The 15,317-nt window shown below is 57.1% G+C and carries 15 protein-coding genes; 9 read left to right on the plus strand and 6 right to left on the minus strand.

The genetic code is table 11. From position 1 onward, the window contains the following. Nucleotides 1-25 precede the first annotated feature (25 nt). From DUD43_RS07565 to DUD43_RS07575, 3 genes are read right to left on the minus strand one after another with little or no spacing between them, the layout of a single operon-like run. Complete coding sequence (locus tag DUD43_RS07565; protein WP_153229800.1) at nucleotides 26-439, minus strand: NUDIX hydrolase; 414 nt, start codon at nucleotides 437-439, stop codon at nucleotides 26-28. Nucleotides 440-486: 47 nt separating this feature from the next. After that, the gene (locus DUD43_RS07570; RefSeq protein ID WP_153229801.1) at nucleotides 487-876 is read right to left on the minus strand and encodes a YbaN family protein; all 390 of its coding nucleotides are present in this window, start codon (nucleotides 874-876) and stop codon (nucleotides 487-489) included. 2 nt (nucleotides 877-878) lie between these two features. Then, the gene (locus DUD43_RS07575) at nucleotides 879-1,469 is read right to left on the minus strand and encodes a peroxidase-related enzyme (protein ID WP_086061050.1); all 591 of its coding nucleotides are present in this window, start codon (nucleotides 1,467-1,469) and stop codon (nucleotides 879-881) included. Nucleotides 1,470-1,646: 177 nt separating this feature from the next. Here DUD43_RS07575 and argG point away from each other — a divergent pair, with 177 nt between their 5' ends. The 8 genes from argG to DUD43_RS07615 all read left to right on the plus strand — a co-directional run bounded on the left by argG (nucleotide 1,647) and on the right by DUD43_RS07615 (nucleotide 12,195). Next, entirely contained in the window at nucleotides 1,647-2,981 is a 1,335-nt protein-coding gene (gene argG, locus DUD43_RS07580; protein WP_153229802.1) for an argininosuccinate synthase, read from the plus strand. A gap of 243 nt (nucleotides 2,982-3,224) precedes the next feature. Further along, nucleotides 3,225-3,977, plus strand: coding sequence for a type 1 glutamine amidotransferase (locus DUD43_RS07585; RefSeq protein WP_153229803.1), 753 nt, complete (start codon nucleotides 3,225-3,227; stop codon nucleotides 3,975-3,977). Between the two features lie 76 nt (nucleotides 3,978-4,053). Beyond that, nucleotides 4,054-4,149 (plus strand): K(+)-transporting ATPase subunit F, encoded by a 96-nt coding sequence (gene kdpF, locus DUD43_RS07590; protein ID WP_022983188.1) that lies wholly within the window; start codon nucleotides 4,054-4,056, stop codon nucleotides 4,147-4,149. 137 nt (nucleotides 4,150-4,286) lie between these two features. Further along, the gene (kdpA, locus tag DUD43_RS07595) at nucleotides 4,287-5,990 is read left to right on the plus strand and encodes a potassium-transporting ATPase subunit KdpA (protein WP_194273460.1); all 1,704 of its coding nucleotides are present in this window, start codon (nucleotides 4,287-4,289) and stop codon (nucleotides 5,988-5,990) included. A gap of 12 nt (nucleotides 5,991-6,002) precedes the next feature. Then, the gene (gene kdpC / locus DUD43_RS07600; RefSeq protein WP_153229804.1) at nucleotides 6,003-6,677 is read left to right on the plus strand and encodes a potassium-transporting ATPase subunit KdpC; all 675 of its coding nucleotides are present in this window, start codon (nucleotides 6,003-6,005) and stop codon (nucleotides 6,675-6,677) included. 14 nt (nucleotides 6,678-6,691) lie between these two features. Further along, on the plus strand, nucleotides 6,692-8,776 hold the full coding sequence (gene kdpB / locus DUD43_RS07605; protein ID WP_194273461.1) for a potassium-transporting ATPase subunit KdpB: 2,085 nt from the start codon (nucleotides 6,692-6,694) through the stop codon (nucleotides 8,774-8,776). A gap of 45 nt (nucleotides 8,777-8,821) precedes the next feature. After that, complete coding sequence (locus DUD43_RS07610) at nucleotides 8,822-11,482, plus strand: sensor histidine kinase (RefSeq protein WP_153229805.1); 2,661 nt, start codon at nucleotides 8,822-8,824, stop codon at nucleotides 11,480-11,482. Between the two features lie 5 nt (nucleotides 11,483-11,487). Then, nucleotides 11,488-12,195, plus strand: a complete 708-nt coding sequence (locus tag DUD43_RS07615) for a response regulator (protein ID WP_153229806.1) — start codon at nucleotides 11,488-11,490, stop codon at nucleotides 12,193-12,195. Nucleotides 12,196-12,345: 150 nt separating this feature from the next. On the opposite strand, the gene argF is transcribed toward DUD43_RS07615, so the two are convergent. Further along, a complete protein-coding gene (gene argF / locus DUD43_RS07620; RefSeq protein WP_021446751.1) occupies nucleotides 12,346-13,287 on the minus strand; it encodes an ornithine carbamoyltransferase in 942 nt (313 codons plus the stop codon). Between the two features lie 252 nt (nucleotides 13,288-13,539). On the opposite strand from argF, the gene DUD43_RS07625 reads away from it, so the two are divergent. Continuing rightward, entirely contained in the window at nucleotides 13,540-13,854 is a 315-nt protein-coding gene (locus DUD43_RS07625; protein ID WP_009455652.1) for a DUF3579 domain-containing protein, read from the plus strand. Between the two features lie 56 nt (nucleotides 13,855-13,910). Here DUD43_RS07625 and DUD43_RS07630 read toward each other — a convergent pair whose 3' ends face one another. Together DUD43_RS07630 and rpsT are read right to left on the minus strand one after the other, a co-directional pair. Further along, nucleotides 13,911-14,852 carry a 2-hydroxyacid dehydrogenase gene (locus tag DUD43_RS07630; protein ID WP_153229807.1) on the minus strand — a complete coding sequence of 314 codons (942 nt, stop codon included), beginning with the start codon at nucleotides 14,850-14,852 and terminating at the stop codon, nucleotides 13,911-13,913. Between the two features lie 157 nt (nucleotides 14,853-15,009). Beyond that, nucleotides 15,010-15,273 (minus strand): 30S ribosomal protein S20, encoded by a 264-nt coding sequence (rpsT, locus tag DUD43_RS07635; protein ID WP_094196369.1) that lies wholly within the window; start codon nucleotides 15,271-15,273, stop codon nucleotides 15,010-15,012. Nucleotides 15,274-15,317 lie beyond the last annotated feature (44 nt).

The following is a 15,317-nucleotide window of genomic DNA, read 5'->3' on the forward strand; positions in this document are numbered from 1 at the left end:
AAGGAAGTCTTGTGCGGGCTGAACCTCAGGCGGAGGCCTGGGCGCACAGGCGCGGCAGAATGTGATCGGCCAGTAAGGGGGCCAGCGTCAGTGAGCGGATTTCCTGTGGGCTGACCCAGCGTGCCTCTTCCAGTTCGGCGGCGGCCTGAATGTCGCGATCGACCGTCAAGGTGAACACATGGGCATGAACCATGTGGCCAGGCTCATTGGCGGCCGGACTTTCAAAATACGCTTCGTAGTGCGCATGGGCCGTTTCTTCCGCTTTCAGGCCCAGCTCTTCGTCCAGCTCGCGTTGCAGGGCTTGCAGCGGCGTTTCGCCTGCCTCCAGCTTGCCACCTGCTTGCATGTAATAGGCGCTGCCACGTTTGCGGACCAGGAGAATCTGGCCTTCAGAGTTGGTGATGTAGGCGGCAGCCAGCAGGATGACAGGATTGGACATGGGTTTTTCAAGCTAAAAGGGGTCAAGCCAGGATCGGTTCTAGCAGGCTATTTTTGCACAGGCTCGGAAGGGGTGTCATCCAGGGTTTTGGCGCGCAGCAAATAACGGGTGGCGAAAATGCCTGGAATCAAGAGCCCCAGTCGATACCAGCCCAAATGACTGGTCAGCCAGGCCGAGGCGGCCAGCGACAACCACAACATAATCAGCGCCCGGCGTTTGGCCTGGCGGGTCAAGCCCTGGCCGTTCTCCCAGTTACGCAGGTACGGACCCAGATGACGCTGATCCAGCAGCCATTGATGAAAGCGGGGGGAGCTACGGGAGAAACACCACGCGGCCAGCAGCACAAAAGGTGTGGTGGGCAGCAAGGGCAAAACGGCGCCGGCAATGGCCAGCGCCACACAAATCCACCCGGCAAACAACAGGGCGTAACGCATCATGCTTAGCGGGGAACGCGTCCCAGCATGTAGAACTCGTCATTGCAGCGCATGGACATGAAGTTGGCCATGCGGTTGCTCAGACCAAAAAAGGCGCTGATGCCGGCAATGTCCCAGGCGTCCTCGTCGCTGAAGCCGTGCTCGTGCAGGGCCTGGAAGTCCGCGTCTTCAATTTCCTGGGCGTTTTGCGAGACTTTCATGGCAAAGGTCAGCATGGCTTTTTGACGCGCTGGAATATCGGCCTTGCGCCAGTTCACGGCCACCTGGTCCGCCACCAGCGGATTCTTGGCGCGGATGCGCAAGATCGCACCGTGGGCGATCACGCAGTAATGACATTGGTTGGCGGCGGAGGTGGCCACCACAATCATTTCCCGGTCTGCATGGCTCAAACCACTGGGTTTTTCCATCAGCGCGTCGTGATAGGCAAAAAAGGCGCGGAATTCGTCAGGACGGTGTGCCAGAGCCAGAAACACATTCGGAATAAAACCGGATTTTTCCTGCACGGCTTCAATACGACTGCGAATATCCTCGGGCATTTCGGCCAGGGTAGGGACGGGATAACGGCTGATAGCGGGTTGAGCTTGTGTCTCGGGCATGGCTTGTCTCCAGGTAAAAATGGATGTTCTAGTTCATCGGGTAATTAAATCCAGCTACGCAAAGGTGTCCAGGGTCGGTCAAGACGATATAATGACATATTGATCCTGCCGCGGGCACGGCTCTGCTATAGAGTCTTACGGGCGGAACTGTACTTGCACACCACTACTGACGCGATAATGACAACCATCCTTGAATCTCTTCCAGTCGGCCAGAAGGTCGGCATTGCCTTTTCCGGTGGCCTGGACACCAGCGCTGCACTTTTGTGGATGCGCAACAAAGGCGCGATCCCTTACGCATACACTGCGAACCTGGGTCAGCCTGACGAACCCGATTACGATGCGATCCCCCGCAAGGCCAAGGAATACGGTGCCACGCTGGCCCGTCTGGTGGACTGCCGTCAGCAACTGGTGGCTGAAGGGATTGCCGCTTTGCAGTGCAACGCCTTTCACATCACTACCGGCGGTGTCACCTACTTCAACACCACGCCTATTGGCCGCGCTGTAACCGGCACCATGCTGGTTGCTGCCATGAAAGAAGACGACGTCCATATCTGGGGCGACGGCAGCACCTACAAGGGCAACGACATCGAGCGTTTCTACCGCTACGGTTTGTTGACCAACCCCGAACTGAAGATCTACAAGCCTTGGCTGGACCAGACTTTCATTGACGAGCTGGGCGGCCGTGCCGAGATGTCCGAGTACATGCAGGAAAACGGTTTCGACTACAAGATGTCGGCCGAAAAAGCCTACTCGACTGACTCCAACATGCTGGGTGCCACGCACGAAGCCAAGGATCTGGAATACCTGAACGCCGGTATCAATATCGTCAAACCCATCATGGGCGTCGCCTTCTGGCGTGATGATGTAGCTGTGGCCGCTGAACAAGTGCGTGTGCGCTTTGACGAAGGTCAGCCTGTTGCCCTGAACGGCGTGGAATTCTCTGACCCTGTGGAACTGATGCTGGAAGCCAACCGCATCGGTGGCCGTCACGGTCTGGGCATGAGCGATCAGATCGAAAACCGCATCATCGAAGCCAAGAGCCGTGGCATTTACGAAGCTCCCGGCATGGCCTTGCTGCACATCGCTTACGAGCGTCTGGTCACCGGCATTCACAACGAAGACACCATCGAACAGTACCGTATTAACGGTCTGCGTTTGGGACGTCTGTTGTACCAAGGCCGTTGGTTCGACCCACAAGCCATCATGCTGCGTGAAACCGCCCAGCGTTGGGTGGCTCGTGCTGTAACGGGTGAAGTGACGCTGGAACTGCGTCGCGGTAACGACTACTCCATCCTGGATACCGTTTCGCCTAACCTGACCTACAAGGCCGAGCGCCTGAGCATGGAAAAAGTGGACAGCATGTTCTCGCCACGCGACCGTATCGGTCAGCTGACCATGCGCAATCTGGACATCGTGGACACACGCGACAAGCTGTTTACATACACCCAGACTGGCCTGCTGGCTCCTGCCGCTGGTTCGGCTGTGCCTCAGCTGAAAGACAGCAAGAAGTAATGTTTGTGCCGTGATGGGCGTGTCTCCGGACAGGAGGCAGGCACATCCCCAGCGCCAGACCGGAACACCCCCATGCCTCTTAAAGCAGGCAAGGGGGTGTTTTTTTGTGGTTGCTTTGTATGGCTCTTGCGAATTTGATGCCACTTATATGAGCCGGGTCTGAAACAGATCCTGGTCTTGAGGTGGCGGATTCTACAGTGGGTTCTCCTGAACAACAGGCCTGCGCGGTCAGGCTTTCATGTCATGAAACCCATTCTTGTTTTGCAGCACGAGGCCACGCAAGGGCCGGGGGTGTTGCTGGATCATCTGGATAGCAACGGCCTTCCTTATCGACTTCTGATGTCGCCCTTGGAGGGCTGGACACCTGCTTCGGCACGAGATTACAGCGGAATCATCGTCCTGGGCAGCGACCACAGTGTTAACGATGATCTGCCCTGGATAGCGCGTGAACATGCGCTTTTGCAGGATGCGGTCCAGCGCTATATTCCCGTGCTGGGCCATTGCTTCGGAGCGCAGCTTCTGGCCCGTTCTCTGGGCGCGAAAGTGCAGCGCAACCCTTATCCGAATATAGGCTGGGGCCAGGTCTGGAGCAGCCCTTACGCCCAGCGTGTTATGGGCTTGCCTAGACGGGCGGTGCTGTTCAACTGGCATTACGACACCTTTCAGATTCCCTCGGGGGCCAGCCGGACTTTATACGGCCCTCATTGCCTGAATAAAGGTTTCTGCCTGGGCCCGCATTGGGCTTTTCAAGGCCATCTGGAAGTAACCGCCGATAGCATCCGACAGTGGTGCGACTACGGCCACCAAGAGCTGAAGCAGGTATACGGTCCGGCGGCCCAGGATGCGGAGCATATCTTGTCGGGCCTGGATCAGCATCTAAGCACCTTGCACCTGATTGCCAGACAGACCTATCAACGCTGGACAGACCAGTTGCTGGAACGTGCTGGTGCCGTCCGAGCCCAAATCCATATGCCATCTTTATACGCGGGCCAATAAACACTGCTCTGAATTTATGCCGCCACTCCTAGACTTTCTCTGTCTGCTGCAAGTCAGCATTGATCGGGAGTTCGGGATGAGTGCGTCCTTTTTCACAGTTCTGGCAGGAGGGATTTCTCTGGGGCTGTTTATCTATTTGTTCTATGCCTTGCTCAAGGCCGAAAAATTCTAAGTTCAGGCCGGCAAGTGTTCATTGTTTGGAACAGGTGTGCATATGAGTGATTTTCTATTTTTAGCGGTGCTGTTCGCATTCTTTGCGATGGCGACCGGATTTGTTTTCGGTCTTGAGAAACTGTAAGAGGGGCAGTCATGCTGGACGATCTGATGCAGTTTCTAATTATTCTGGCCGTCTCCACGGTCTTGCTGGTGGTGGTGGGCAAATGGATTGCCCATTTTTTCAGCAGCCCGAATCACAGCCTGATCGAGCGTGGTACGTATCGGCTGCTGGGCGTGAATCCTGAGGAGAAAATGTCCTGGAAGCGGTATGGTCTGGCGCTCTTGTTGAGCAATGCTGCCATGTTGCTTCTGGGATATGTTCTTTTGCGGGTGCAGGGCTGGATTCCTGGGGACAGCTTGCAGCGTGCTGCGCAAACCCCCGACCTGGCTTTCAATACGGCCGTGTCCTTTACAACCAATACCAATTGGCAGGCGTATTCGGGCGAATCCAGCCTGTCCAACTTCTCCCAAATGGCGGCCATCACTTTTTTGATGATGATCAGTGCCACAACGGGGTTGGCGGCGGCAGGTGGTTTCATCCGTGGTTTAAGCCGTAAAAGCTCGGCTGATATTGGTAATTACTGGGTGGACTTCACCCGCTCCTTGTACAGGTTGCTCTTGCCGTGTAGCTTCTTGCTGGCCTTGCTGTATATCTGGCAGGGCATGCCGCAGACACTGACTTCTGATGTCGTGGTCAATACGCTGGAAGGGCTCAAGCAGCAGATTATTCTGGGGCCAGTGGCCAGCTTTGAAAGCATCAAGCACGTGGGGACTAACGGGGGCGGTTTCTTTGGCATGAACGCGGCCCATCCATTTGAAAACCCTACGCCGCTGACCAATACCGTACACATGCTCAGCATGTTGCTGGTGCCCTCGGCCTTGACCTACGCCTTTGGCTCCATGCTGGCTCGTCGTCGCCAGGGCTGGGCCTTTTTTGCGGCCTTTCTGGTGATGTTCATCGGCTTTCTGTCCCTGATTTACAGCGCCGAGCAGGCCGGCAACCCCTTGCTGACTTCCCTGGGTGTGGACCAGACCCAAAGCAGCACAATGGGCGGTGGCAATATGGAAGGCAAGGAGCTGCGTTTCGGGGTGGCGCAAAGTAGTCTGTTTGCCACCGTGACCACGGCCGCAACTACTGGCTCGGTCGATGCCATGCACTCTTCGCTGACCCCTTTGGGCGGCCTGGTGCCGATTGCCCAAATGATGCTGAACAACGTTTTTGGCGGGATAGGCGTGGGCTTTATTAGCCTGGTCAGTTACGCCATTCTGACGGTGTTTCTGGTGGGCATGATGATAGGGCGCAGCCCGGAGTTTCTGGGCAAGAAGATCGAGGCGCGGGAGATGAAGTACGTGATGCTGGCCATGCTGGCGCACGCCTTCAGTATTCTGGGCTTTACGGCCTTGGCCAGTGTGCTGCCATCCACCATGGACAGCCTGTCCAATATGGGGCCGCATGGTTTCAGCGAAGTCTTGTACGCCTACACCTCGGGCACGGCCAATAACGGTTCAGCCTTTGCAGGCTTCAATGCGAACACGCCTTTCTTCAATACCACGATAGGGCTGGCCATGCTGGTCGGGCGTTACCTGACCTTGTTGCCGCTGCTGGCTCTGGCTGGTGTGCTGGCGGCCAAGAAAGCAGTTCCTGCTGGACCAGGCACCTTGTCGACGGCCACTCCCTTGTTTACTGGCTTGTTGATCTTTGTGGTCCTGGTGGTGGGCGGGCTGACTTTCCTGCCTGCACTGGCACTGGGCCCGATTGTGGAGCACCTGTTGATGCTCGATGGTATTACTTTTTGAGGATTGACTGTCATGTCTACCTATCAATTTATGGTTTCGACAGCGGCTGCACCGACGATGAAAAGCTTGTTGCGTCCCGTGCTGCTGTCTGCCGTGTTTTTCATGCTGTTGACTGGCATTGCCTACCCTTTGGCCACGACCTTGATTGGCAGCACCTTGTTCCCGGAACAGGCAAACGGCAGCCTGATTCACCGTGATGGCCAGGTCGTAGGTTCGCGCCAGATTGGTCAGAACTTCAGTCAGCCCGGGTATTTTCATGGGCGTCCCAGCGCAACGTTGGGCGCGGACCCTGCTGACCCCTCCAACAGTATTGCGCAGCCTTATAACGCCGCTGCTAGCGGGGCCAGCAATCAGGGGGTACTAAGCAAGAATCTGCTGGAGGCCGTGGCCGAACGCAGCAAGGCCTATCGCCAGATGAACGGTTTGGCCAAGGATGCTCCCGTGCCGGTGGATGCCGTGACGGCGTCGGCATCGGGTCTGGACCCGCATATCTCGGTAGCCAATGCCCGTTTGCAGGCCGCGCGTATTGCCAAGGTACGTGGCATGTCGCTGGCCCAGGTTCAGGTCCTGATCGATCGCTATACCAGTGCCCGTCAATTAGGCGTGCTGGGTGAGCCGCGCGTGCAGGTCTTGGAACTTAATCTTGCGCTGGACATGGCCAAGCCTGCCCAGCCCGCAGTGCGTTAGGAACAGGTGTCATTATGTCTATTACTGATCTGAAAGCCCCGCAAGAGGCCGAGCGTTCAACGGCATTTCAGGCCGTGCCCTGGGGCACGGTGTGCAAGGAAGCTTTCAAGAAGTTGTCTCCACGGGTGCAATTTAAAAACCCGGTGATGTGTGTGGTGTATCTGGGCAGTATCGTCACCAGCTTGCTGGGCGTGCAGGCCTTGATGGGGCAGGGCGAGGCCCCCACCGGCTTTATCTGGTCCATTGCCGCCTGGCTGTGGTTTACGGTCCTGTTTGCCAATGCGGCTGAAGCTGTAGCAGAAGGGCGCGGCAAGGCGCAGGCCGATGCGCTGCGCTCTACCCGCAAGCGGGTCATGGCCAAGGTTCTGAAAGACCCCGCACGTGACAGCCGCTCTTGGCCTGTCCCCAGCGATGAACTGGTGCCCGGTGCTTATGTGCTGGTTGAAGCGGGCCAGATTATTCCGGCTGACGGCGAGGTGCTGCAGGGAGCCGCCTCGGTAGACGAATCTGCCATTACGGGTGAATCGGCGCCGGTTATTCGGGAATCGGGGGGCGACTTTTGTTCGGTTACGGGTGGGACGCGTGTCCTGTCGGACTGGATTGTGATGCAGGTCACCGCCAAGCCGGGGGAGGCTTTTCTGGATCGCATGATTGCGATGGTAGAAGGTGCCAAACGCGGCAAGACGCCTAACGAGATTGCCTTGAATATCCTGCTGGTCGCCTTGACGCTGATCTTCCTGCTGGTCTGCGTTACCTTGCTGCCTTTCTCGAGCTTTGCGACGGCGCTGACTGGTCAAGGCTCGCCCGTCACGATTACTGCCCTGATCGCCTTGTTGGTATGCCTGATTCCAACCACTATCGGCGCCTTGCTGTCGGCGGTAGGGGTAGCCGGAATGAGTCGCATGATGAAGGCCAATGTGCTGGCCAGCTCGGGTCGAGCTATCGAGGCGGCTGGGGATGTGGACGTCTTGCTGCTGGACAAGACCGGCACGATTACGCTGGGTAATCGGGAGGCCTCAGCCTTCTTGCCCGCGCCGCAGGTATCGGAACAGGCCTTGGCAGACGCAGCCCAATTGGCGTCGCTGGCGGACGAGACCCCCGAAGGGCGTTCCATTGTGGTGCTGGCCAAGCAACTCTTCAATTTGCGTGGCCGTGAATTGCAAGGTGCCCAGACTATTGCCTTCAGCGCCCACACACGTATGAGCGGAATTGATATCGAGGGTCGTCAGATCCGTAAAGGGGCGGCCAACACCATGCGCTCGCATATTGAATCCCAGGGCGGCGTGTTTCCTCGCGAGTTGGACACCTTGGTTAATGAAGTTTCCCGACGGGGCAGCACACCGCTGGTCGTCACCGAAGGCAATAAGGTGCTGGGCGTGGTGGAGCTCAAGGATATTGTCAAAGGCGGCATCAAGGAGCGTTTTGCCGAGCTGCGTGCCATGGGCATCAAGACGGTCATGATTACCGGGGACAACAAGCTGACCGCCGCTGCCATTGCAGCGGAAGCCGGGGTGGATGACTATCTGGCTGAAGCCACGCCTGAGGACAAACTGCAATTGATTCGGCGCTATCAGGACGAAGGCCGCCTGGTTGCCATGACCGGGGACGGTACGAACGACGCTCCTGCTCTGGCGCAGGCCGATGTGGCCGTGGCCATGAACAGCGGTACCCAGGCAGCCAAAGAGGCCGGCAATATGGTGGATCTGGACAGCAACCCCACCAAGCTTTTGCGCGTGGTGGAAGTGGGCAAGCAGATGATCATGACGCGTGGTGCCCTGACTACCTTCAGCATCGCGAATGATCTGGCCAAGTACTTTGCGATTATTCCGGCGGCTTTTGTGGTCACCTATCCCGCTCTGGGCGCATTGAACGTGATGCAGCTGCATAGTCCGGCTACCGCGATCTTGTCGGCGGTCATTTTCAATGCCCTGATCATCATCGCTCTGATTCCTCTGGCCTTGCGGGGGGTGAAATATCGGGCTGAACCGGCCAGCCGTCTGCTGAAACGCAATTTGCTGATCTACGGTTTGGGCGGGCTGATCGCGCCTTTTATAGGCATCAAACTGATTGATTTGTTGCTGACGCCCTTGTTTGGATAAGAGCGTAAGATCAATAGCAATTTTCTGGATGGAGTGCACAAATCCATGTCACTTGAGGATAGGCCGGACCCGGATGAGCTGTTGCAGGTGATCGGTGACGACCCGCATCAGCCTCGCCGTGGGCAGCTCAAGATTTTCTTCGGTGCTTGTGCGGGCGTAGGGAAAACCTACGCCATGCTCAAGGAGGCGCATCAGCGTCAGTCCGAGGGCGTGTCCGTGGCCATCGGGATTGTAGAAACTCATGGCCGTCAGGAAACCCAGGCCTTGATCCAGGGGCTGCCCGTGCTAGCCCGCAAGGAGTATCAGCGACAGGGCCGGGTGGTGACGGAGTTTGATCTGGATGCCGCCCTGGCTTCGGGCTATCAGCTGTTGCTGGTGGACGAGCTGGCGCACTCCAATATCGAGGGTAGTAGACACGCCAAGCGTTGGCAGGATGTGGAGGAGCTGCTGGATGCGGGTATTGATGTGTATACCGCGCTGAATGTGCAGCATCTGGACAGTCTGAATGAGGTGGTGGGTGGCATTGTCGGGGTGCGGGTTCGGGAGACCGTGCCGGACCGGATTTTTGATCGTGCGGCAGATGTGTTGCTGGTGGATTTGCCCCCAGATGATTTGTTGTCCCGCCTGAACGCGGGCAAGGTCTATTTGGCCGACTCGGTGGCCCATGCCCGTCAGAACTTCTTTCGTCGCGGCAATCTGATTGCCTTGCGCGAGCTGGCCTTGCGTCGGGTGGCGGATCGGGTGAATGCTGACGTGCATGTGTACCGCATCTCCCATGCCATACGGACGGTCTGGCCGACACGCGAGCTGTTGATGGTATGCGTCAGTGCCGATAGCGCCCAGGAAGCCCTGATTCGGGAGGGCGCGCGCTTGGCCCAGCAATTGCAGACGCCCTGGATTGTGCTGCATGTGGATACGCCACAGGAAAGCGGGCAGATCAAGGCGCAGGAAGCACTGGTACGTTTGGCGGCCAGTGCCCAACATGCCGGGGCCGAGTTTGCCAATATTGCCGGGCAGGATGTCGCGCATACGATTCTGGCCTATGCCCGTCAGCGCAATGCCACCAAGCTGATTCTGGGTAACTCCTCAGCGCGATCTATCTGGCCCTGGCGCAGCAGCCTGTCCGAGCGCCTGGCACGCAGCAATCCTGAAATCGGCTTGTTGCTGGTGCGCATGGATACGGTGCAGCGGCCCATACGGCCTTTGGAGCTGGAACAGCCCATGGCGCAGGGCAAGGCCTTGTCGATTGCGTCCATTATTTGCGTTGTGACGACCTTGCTGGCCGAGAAGCTCTTGCCCTTTTTCGAGCTCTCCAATGTGATCATGCTGTTCCTGATTACCGTGGTCTTTATCGCCCTGCGTTTGGGGCGTTTGGCAGGTGTGTGGGCTTCCTTGCTGTCAGTGGCTTTCTTCGACTTCTTCTTTGTCGAGCCACGCTATTCCTTCTCGGTGACGGATACCCAATATGTATTTACCTTCGGCGTCATGCTGGGGGTGGCGCTGATCATTGGTCAGCTGGCTGCCAAATTGCAGGCTGAAGCCAGGGCTGCACGGGATGGTGAACGACGCGCGGCGGCGCTGACCCGAGTCAGTCGGGACTTGGCTGGGGCTCTGGCCTTGGAACAAGTCCTGGCGGTCTGCCGCGATACGCTGGAACCCTTGTTCGAGATGCAGGTGGTGCTGGTGGTGCCGGATCAGCAAAATCAATTGGTGGCGACCCGCCATACCGGCTTTGTAGAGCTATCGGTAGCGCAATGGGTGTTTGATCACATGGAAGCTGCCGGTAACGGCACTGAGACTCTGAGTGGTGCCAGTGCCTTGTATCTGCCCTTGAAAGGCCCCATGGCGCCACGTGGGGTTCTGGTGGTGCAGTCTGGGGGCGCTGCCTCTTTACGCACACCTGACGGGCGGCGTTTGCTGGATGCCTGTTGCTTCACCTTGGCCCAGGCTCTGGAACGGATTCATTATGTGGAAATCGCCCAGGATACGGTGTTGCGCATGGAGGGGGAGAAAATGCGCAATACCTTGCTGTCCGCCGTCTCGCACGATTTACGTACACCTTTGACCGTGATTCGAGGTCTGGCGGAAACGCTGGAGCAGCCCAAAGGTTTGAGCGAAACCGAGCGCACGGATATTGCCCGTTCCATTCGCATTGAGTCGGACGAACTGCGCCGTCAGGTCTCCAACCTGCTGGACCTGGCGCGTATGCAAAGCGAAGGCGTAAAGCTGCATAAGGAATGGCATGCTCTGGGCGAGATTGTGGGGATTGCCGTTGCCCGCTGTGCTGCCGCTTTGCAGCCCCGCAAGGTGGTGACCGAGTTTGCAGCGGATCTGCCTTTGGTCGAGGTGGATGGTGTCTTGCTGGAGCGGGTGGTGACGAATCTGCTGGATAATGCCGCCAAATACACCCCTGCCACCAGCACCATTTCCTTGCGTGGCCTGTGTTCTGGCCAGTCCATGTATTTATTGATCAGTGATGATGGCCCCGGTTTGCCACCCGGCGATCCCGAGCGCTTGTTTGATACCTTTACGCGGGGGCAGAAAGAGTCCTCTGTTGCAGGCGTGGGCTTGGGTCTGGGTCTATGCCGCACGATTATTGCCGCACATGGTGGTACGATCAGCGCCAAGCCGCGTATGCCCCATGGGGTGATCTTCGAGATTCGCCTGCCCTGGAAAGCGGCTCCCCGTATGGATGGTGACGAGTGACGGACATGAACAAAGCCCAGATACTGATCGTGGAGGACGAATCCAATATTCGTCGTTTCGTGCGGATTGCCTTGGAGCAGGAAGGCATGTCCGTGATCGAGGCCAGCACGCTGGCGCAGGCGCGTATGGATGCGGCAACCCGTCGTCCCGATTTGATGATTGTGGATTTGGGCTTGCCCGATGGTGATGGCAAGGACTTGATCCGCGATCTGCGCAGCTGGGTGTATTCGCCCATTCTGGTGCTGTCGGCGCGTGAACGAGAGGAAGAAAAAGTAGCGGCCTTAAATGCCGGGGCAGACGATTATCTGGTCAAGCCCTTTGGTGTGCCGGAACTGCTGGCGCGGATACGAGCCTTGCTGCGACGCTCCCAACTGGTCCCGAATGTTCAGGCGGCGTCTTCGCGGGTTCGCTTTGGGGGCGTGCAGGTGAATCTGGCCTCCCATGAGGTCACGCGGGACGGGGAGGCCGTGCATTTGACGCCTATCGAGTTCCGTTTGCTGACGGCCTTGATTCGGGGGCATGGCAAGGTGCTGACCCATCAACACTTGCTGCATGAAACCTGGGGAGCGGCGTATTCCGACCGGCCGCACTACTTGCGGGTGTACATGATGCAGTTGCGTCAAAAGCTGGAAGAAGATGCAGCACAACCCAAATATCTGCTCACAGAACTACAGGTTGGCTATCGCTTGGCGGGTCTGGAGGTCGAAGAATAGGTGGGAAGTTTAGTCTTCCTGTATTCAGGTGGTCTTCAAGCACTTATTGGCTGATCGTCCAAAGGCTTGCCTGTGCCGCCGCGGTATAAAAAAAGGGATGCCAAGCATCCCTTTTTCATTAATGGGCTGTCTGCCCCTGGGTAAAAGCGCTTAGGCTTCCAAACGACCCAGAATCAGGAACTCCATCAATGCTTTCTGTACGTGCAAGCGGTTTTCGGCTTCGTCCCAGACCACGCTTTGTGGGCCGTCGATGACTTCGCCGGTCACTTCCTCACCACGGTGAGCGGGCAGGCAGTGCATGAAGATGGCTTCAGGGTCGGCCACATCCATCATTTCCTGATCCACACACCAGTCGGCAAAGGCTTTGCGACGTTCTTCGTTTTCGTCTTCGTAACCCATGCTGGTCCACACGTCGGTGGTGACCAGGTGCGCGCCCTTGCAGGCTTCCAATGGGTCGTCGAATTCGCGCAGAATGCTGGAATCCGGGTTGCCAGTGCGATCCGACTCCAGGTGGTAACCATTAGGCGCCGACACATGCAGGGTGAAACCCAGAATTTCTGCTGCTTGCAGCCAGGTGTAAGCCATATTGTTGGCGTCACCAATCCAGGCCACGGTCTTGCCCTTGATATCGCCACGGTGTTCGATAAAGGTGAAGATGTCGGCCAGAATCTGGCAAGGGTGAAATTCGTTGGTCAGGCCATTGATGACCGGCACACGCGAGTGGGAGGCAAAGCGCTCCAGACGGGTTTGCTCGAAAGTACGAATCATGACGATATCGACCATGCGCGAAACCACGCGGGCGGTATCTTCAATAGGTTCGGAGCGGCCCAGCTGCGAGTCGGTGGTGGTCAGGTGAATGACCGAACCGCCCAGCTGATACATACCGGCTTCAAACGAAACACGGGTACGGGTGCTGGCTTTTTCAAAAACCATCGCCAGGGTGCGGTCGTGCAATGTGTGGTGCGGCTGATAGCGTTTGAACTTGTCTTTGATCAGGCGTGCGCGTTCCAGCACATATAAAATTTCGTCGTGAGAAAAGTCGCGAAATTGCAGAAAGTGCCGAAGCGGTCCTGCTTGCACGATGGCATCCATAAAAAAATCCTGCGGATAAAGAAAGCCATCTTAACCTGTCCGGCTATTTAGAGCAAAGCCGGCCTGTGGCGGGGAAGGGGAAACCGTTTGGTTTTGGAATAAAGCGAGAGGGCAAAGTAATGATTAGCAATAAATTGTCAAGCGGCTAATTTATTGAATCCCAGGCTTTGCGTGGCCGCGATCGGATACAATGCGTGGCGAGAAAGGAAAAGGTGCAGCATACCTGAACTGCACGATTAGCGATTAATTGTTATGACAGAGCCAGTGAAGCAACTTGTAATCCATGGTGTGACCCGGCAGGATCAGCGCTTTCGTCCCAGTGATTGGGCAGAACGCTTGGCCGGTGTAATGTCCCAGTTTCGTCCAGCCGGGGCGATGGGTGGTCATCTGACTTATTCGCCCTACGTGGTGCCGCGATTGATTGACGGTGTGCGATGTGTGGTGGTGGATGCGCGCCTGCGAGAGCTTGAACCTTTGGCCTGGAAATTCGTCTGTGGCTTTGCTGATGATAATAATTTAAAAACCAGCGGCATTGATCCCGACAATATGGACCCTGTCGATTCCTGATTCAGACAGCGCATCCAGGAAGTCGCCACCGATAAAACGGTAGGCGACTTGTTTTTTTACACGGCAAGCGGTGTCAGCACTTTGCCGGTTTTTTGATACTGCAATACATTGTCCAGCGTCAGCGAGAGCATGGCTTCGCGTGTCTCGTGCGTGGCGCTGGCGGTGTGCGGCGCCAGTACCACCTGGTTCAGATCGCGCAAGGCCTGGGGAACCTGGGGTTCGTTCTCGAACACATCCAGCCCGGCAGCGCCCAGTCGTCCTTCCTGCAGGGCGGCAATCAGCGCGCTTTCATCGACCACACTGCCGCGGGCGATATTGACCAGAATTCCTTTGGAGCCCAGGGCGTTCAGTACGTCGATATTGATCAGCCCGCGTGTCTCGTCGCCACCAACGGCCGCAATCACCATGATGTCTGCCCAGTGGGCCAGTTCGATCAGGGAAGGTTCGTAGTGCCAGGGCACGTCGTGACGTGGGCGGCGGTTGTGGTAGCGCAGTTCCATATCAAAGCCACTGGCGCGACGGGCAATGGTCTGGCCAATGCGGCCCAGGCCCACAATACCCAGCTTCTTGCCGCTGACCCGTGTTCCCAGTCCGAAACCATTGGGTCTGTCCCACAGGCCGGCACGCACATAGCGATCGGATTCCGTCAAGCGGCGGGCCGCATCCAGCATCAGGGCCCAGGCCATATCAGCCACGCAATCGTTCAGTACATCCGGAGTGGTACTGACCTGGATGCCGCGCTGTTTGGCGGCCTGTACGTCGATGGAGTCGTAGCCTACCCCTACGCTGCAAATCGCTTTCAAAGCGGGCAGGCGGTCCATCAAGGAGGCGGGGGTAGCGGTGACAGCGCTAGTCAGGAGTACCTGTACGCGTTCGATCTGCTGGGCAGAGAGCTGGTTCAGGTCTTGGAGGGCAATGCGCTCGAAATGACGGTCGATTTCGTCAAAAGAAGGGTGCTGGGCCAAAGATGCCAGTTGCAGCACGATGGGACGTGTCATGGGGACTCGCTAATGAAAAAGCAAATCCATAACTTAGCATGATTGGCCTGCATGTTCAGGCAATGGTTTTGTGGCTAATAAAAAAGGGGTGCTAAGCACCCCCTTTCTAACTGGTTTTTAGGCCAGAGCCGATTAAACCATTAAAAATCTTCAGCAATCAGGCCAGGGCCTTGATAGCAGCAGACAGGCGGCTCTTGTGGCGGGCAGCCTTGTTCTTGTGAATGATGTTCTTGTCGGCAACGCGATCAATGATGCTGGTCGCTTTGCGGAAAACTTCGTTAGCAGCAGTTTTGTCACCGGCGTCGATGGCCTGGCGAACGCGCTTGATAGCGGTACGCAGCATGGAACGGATGCTGGCGTTGTGTTTGTTGCGAGCCACTGCTTGGCGGGCGCGCTTGCGTGCTTGTGCGGTATTAGCCATTTTTAATAAAGCCTAAGTTTTAAAGTTTAATCGGCAAAGACAAT

The sequence above is a fragment of the Alcaligenes faecalis genome (assembly GCF_009497775.1).
Lineage (GTDB): Bacteria > Pseudomonadota > Gammaproteobacteria > Burkholderiales > Burkholderiaceae_B > Alcaligenes > Alcaligenes faecalis_D.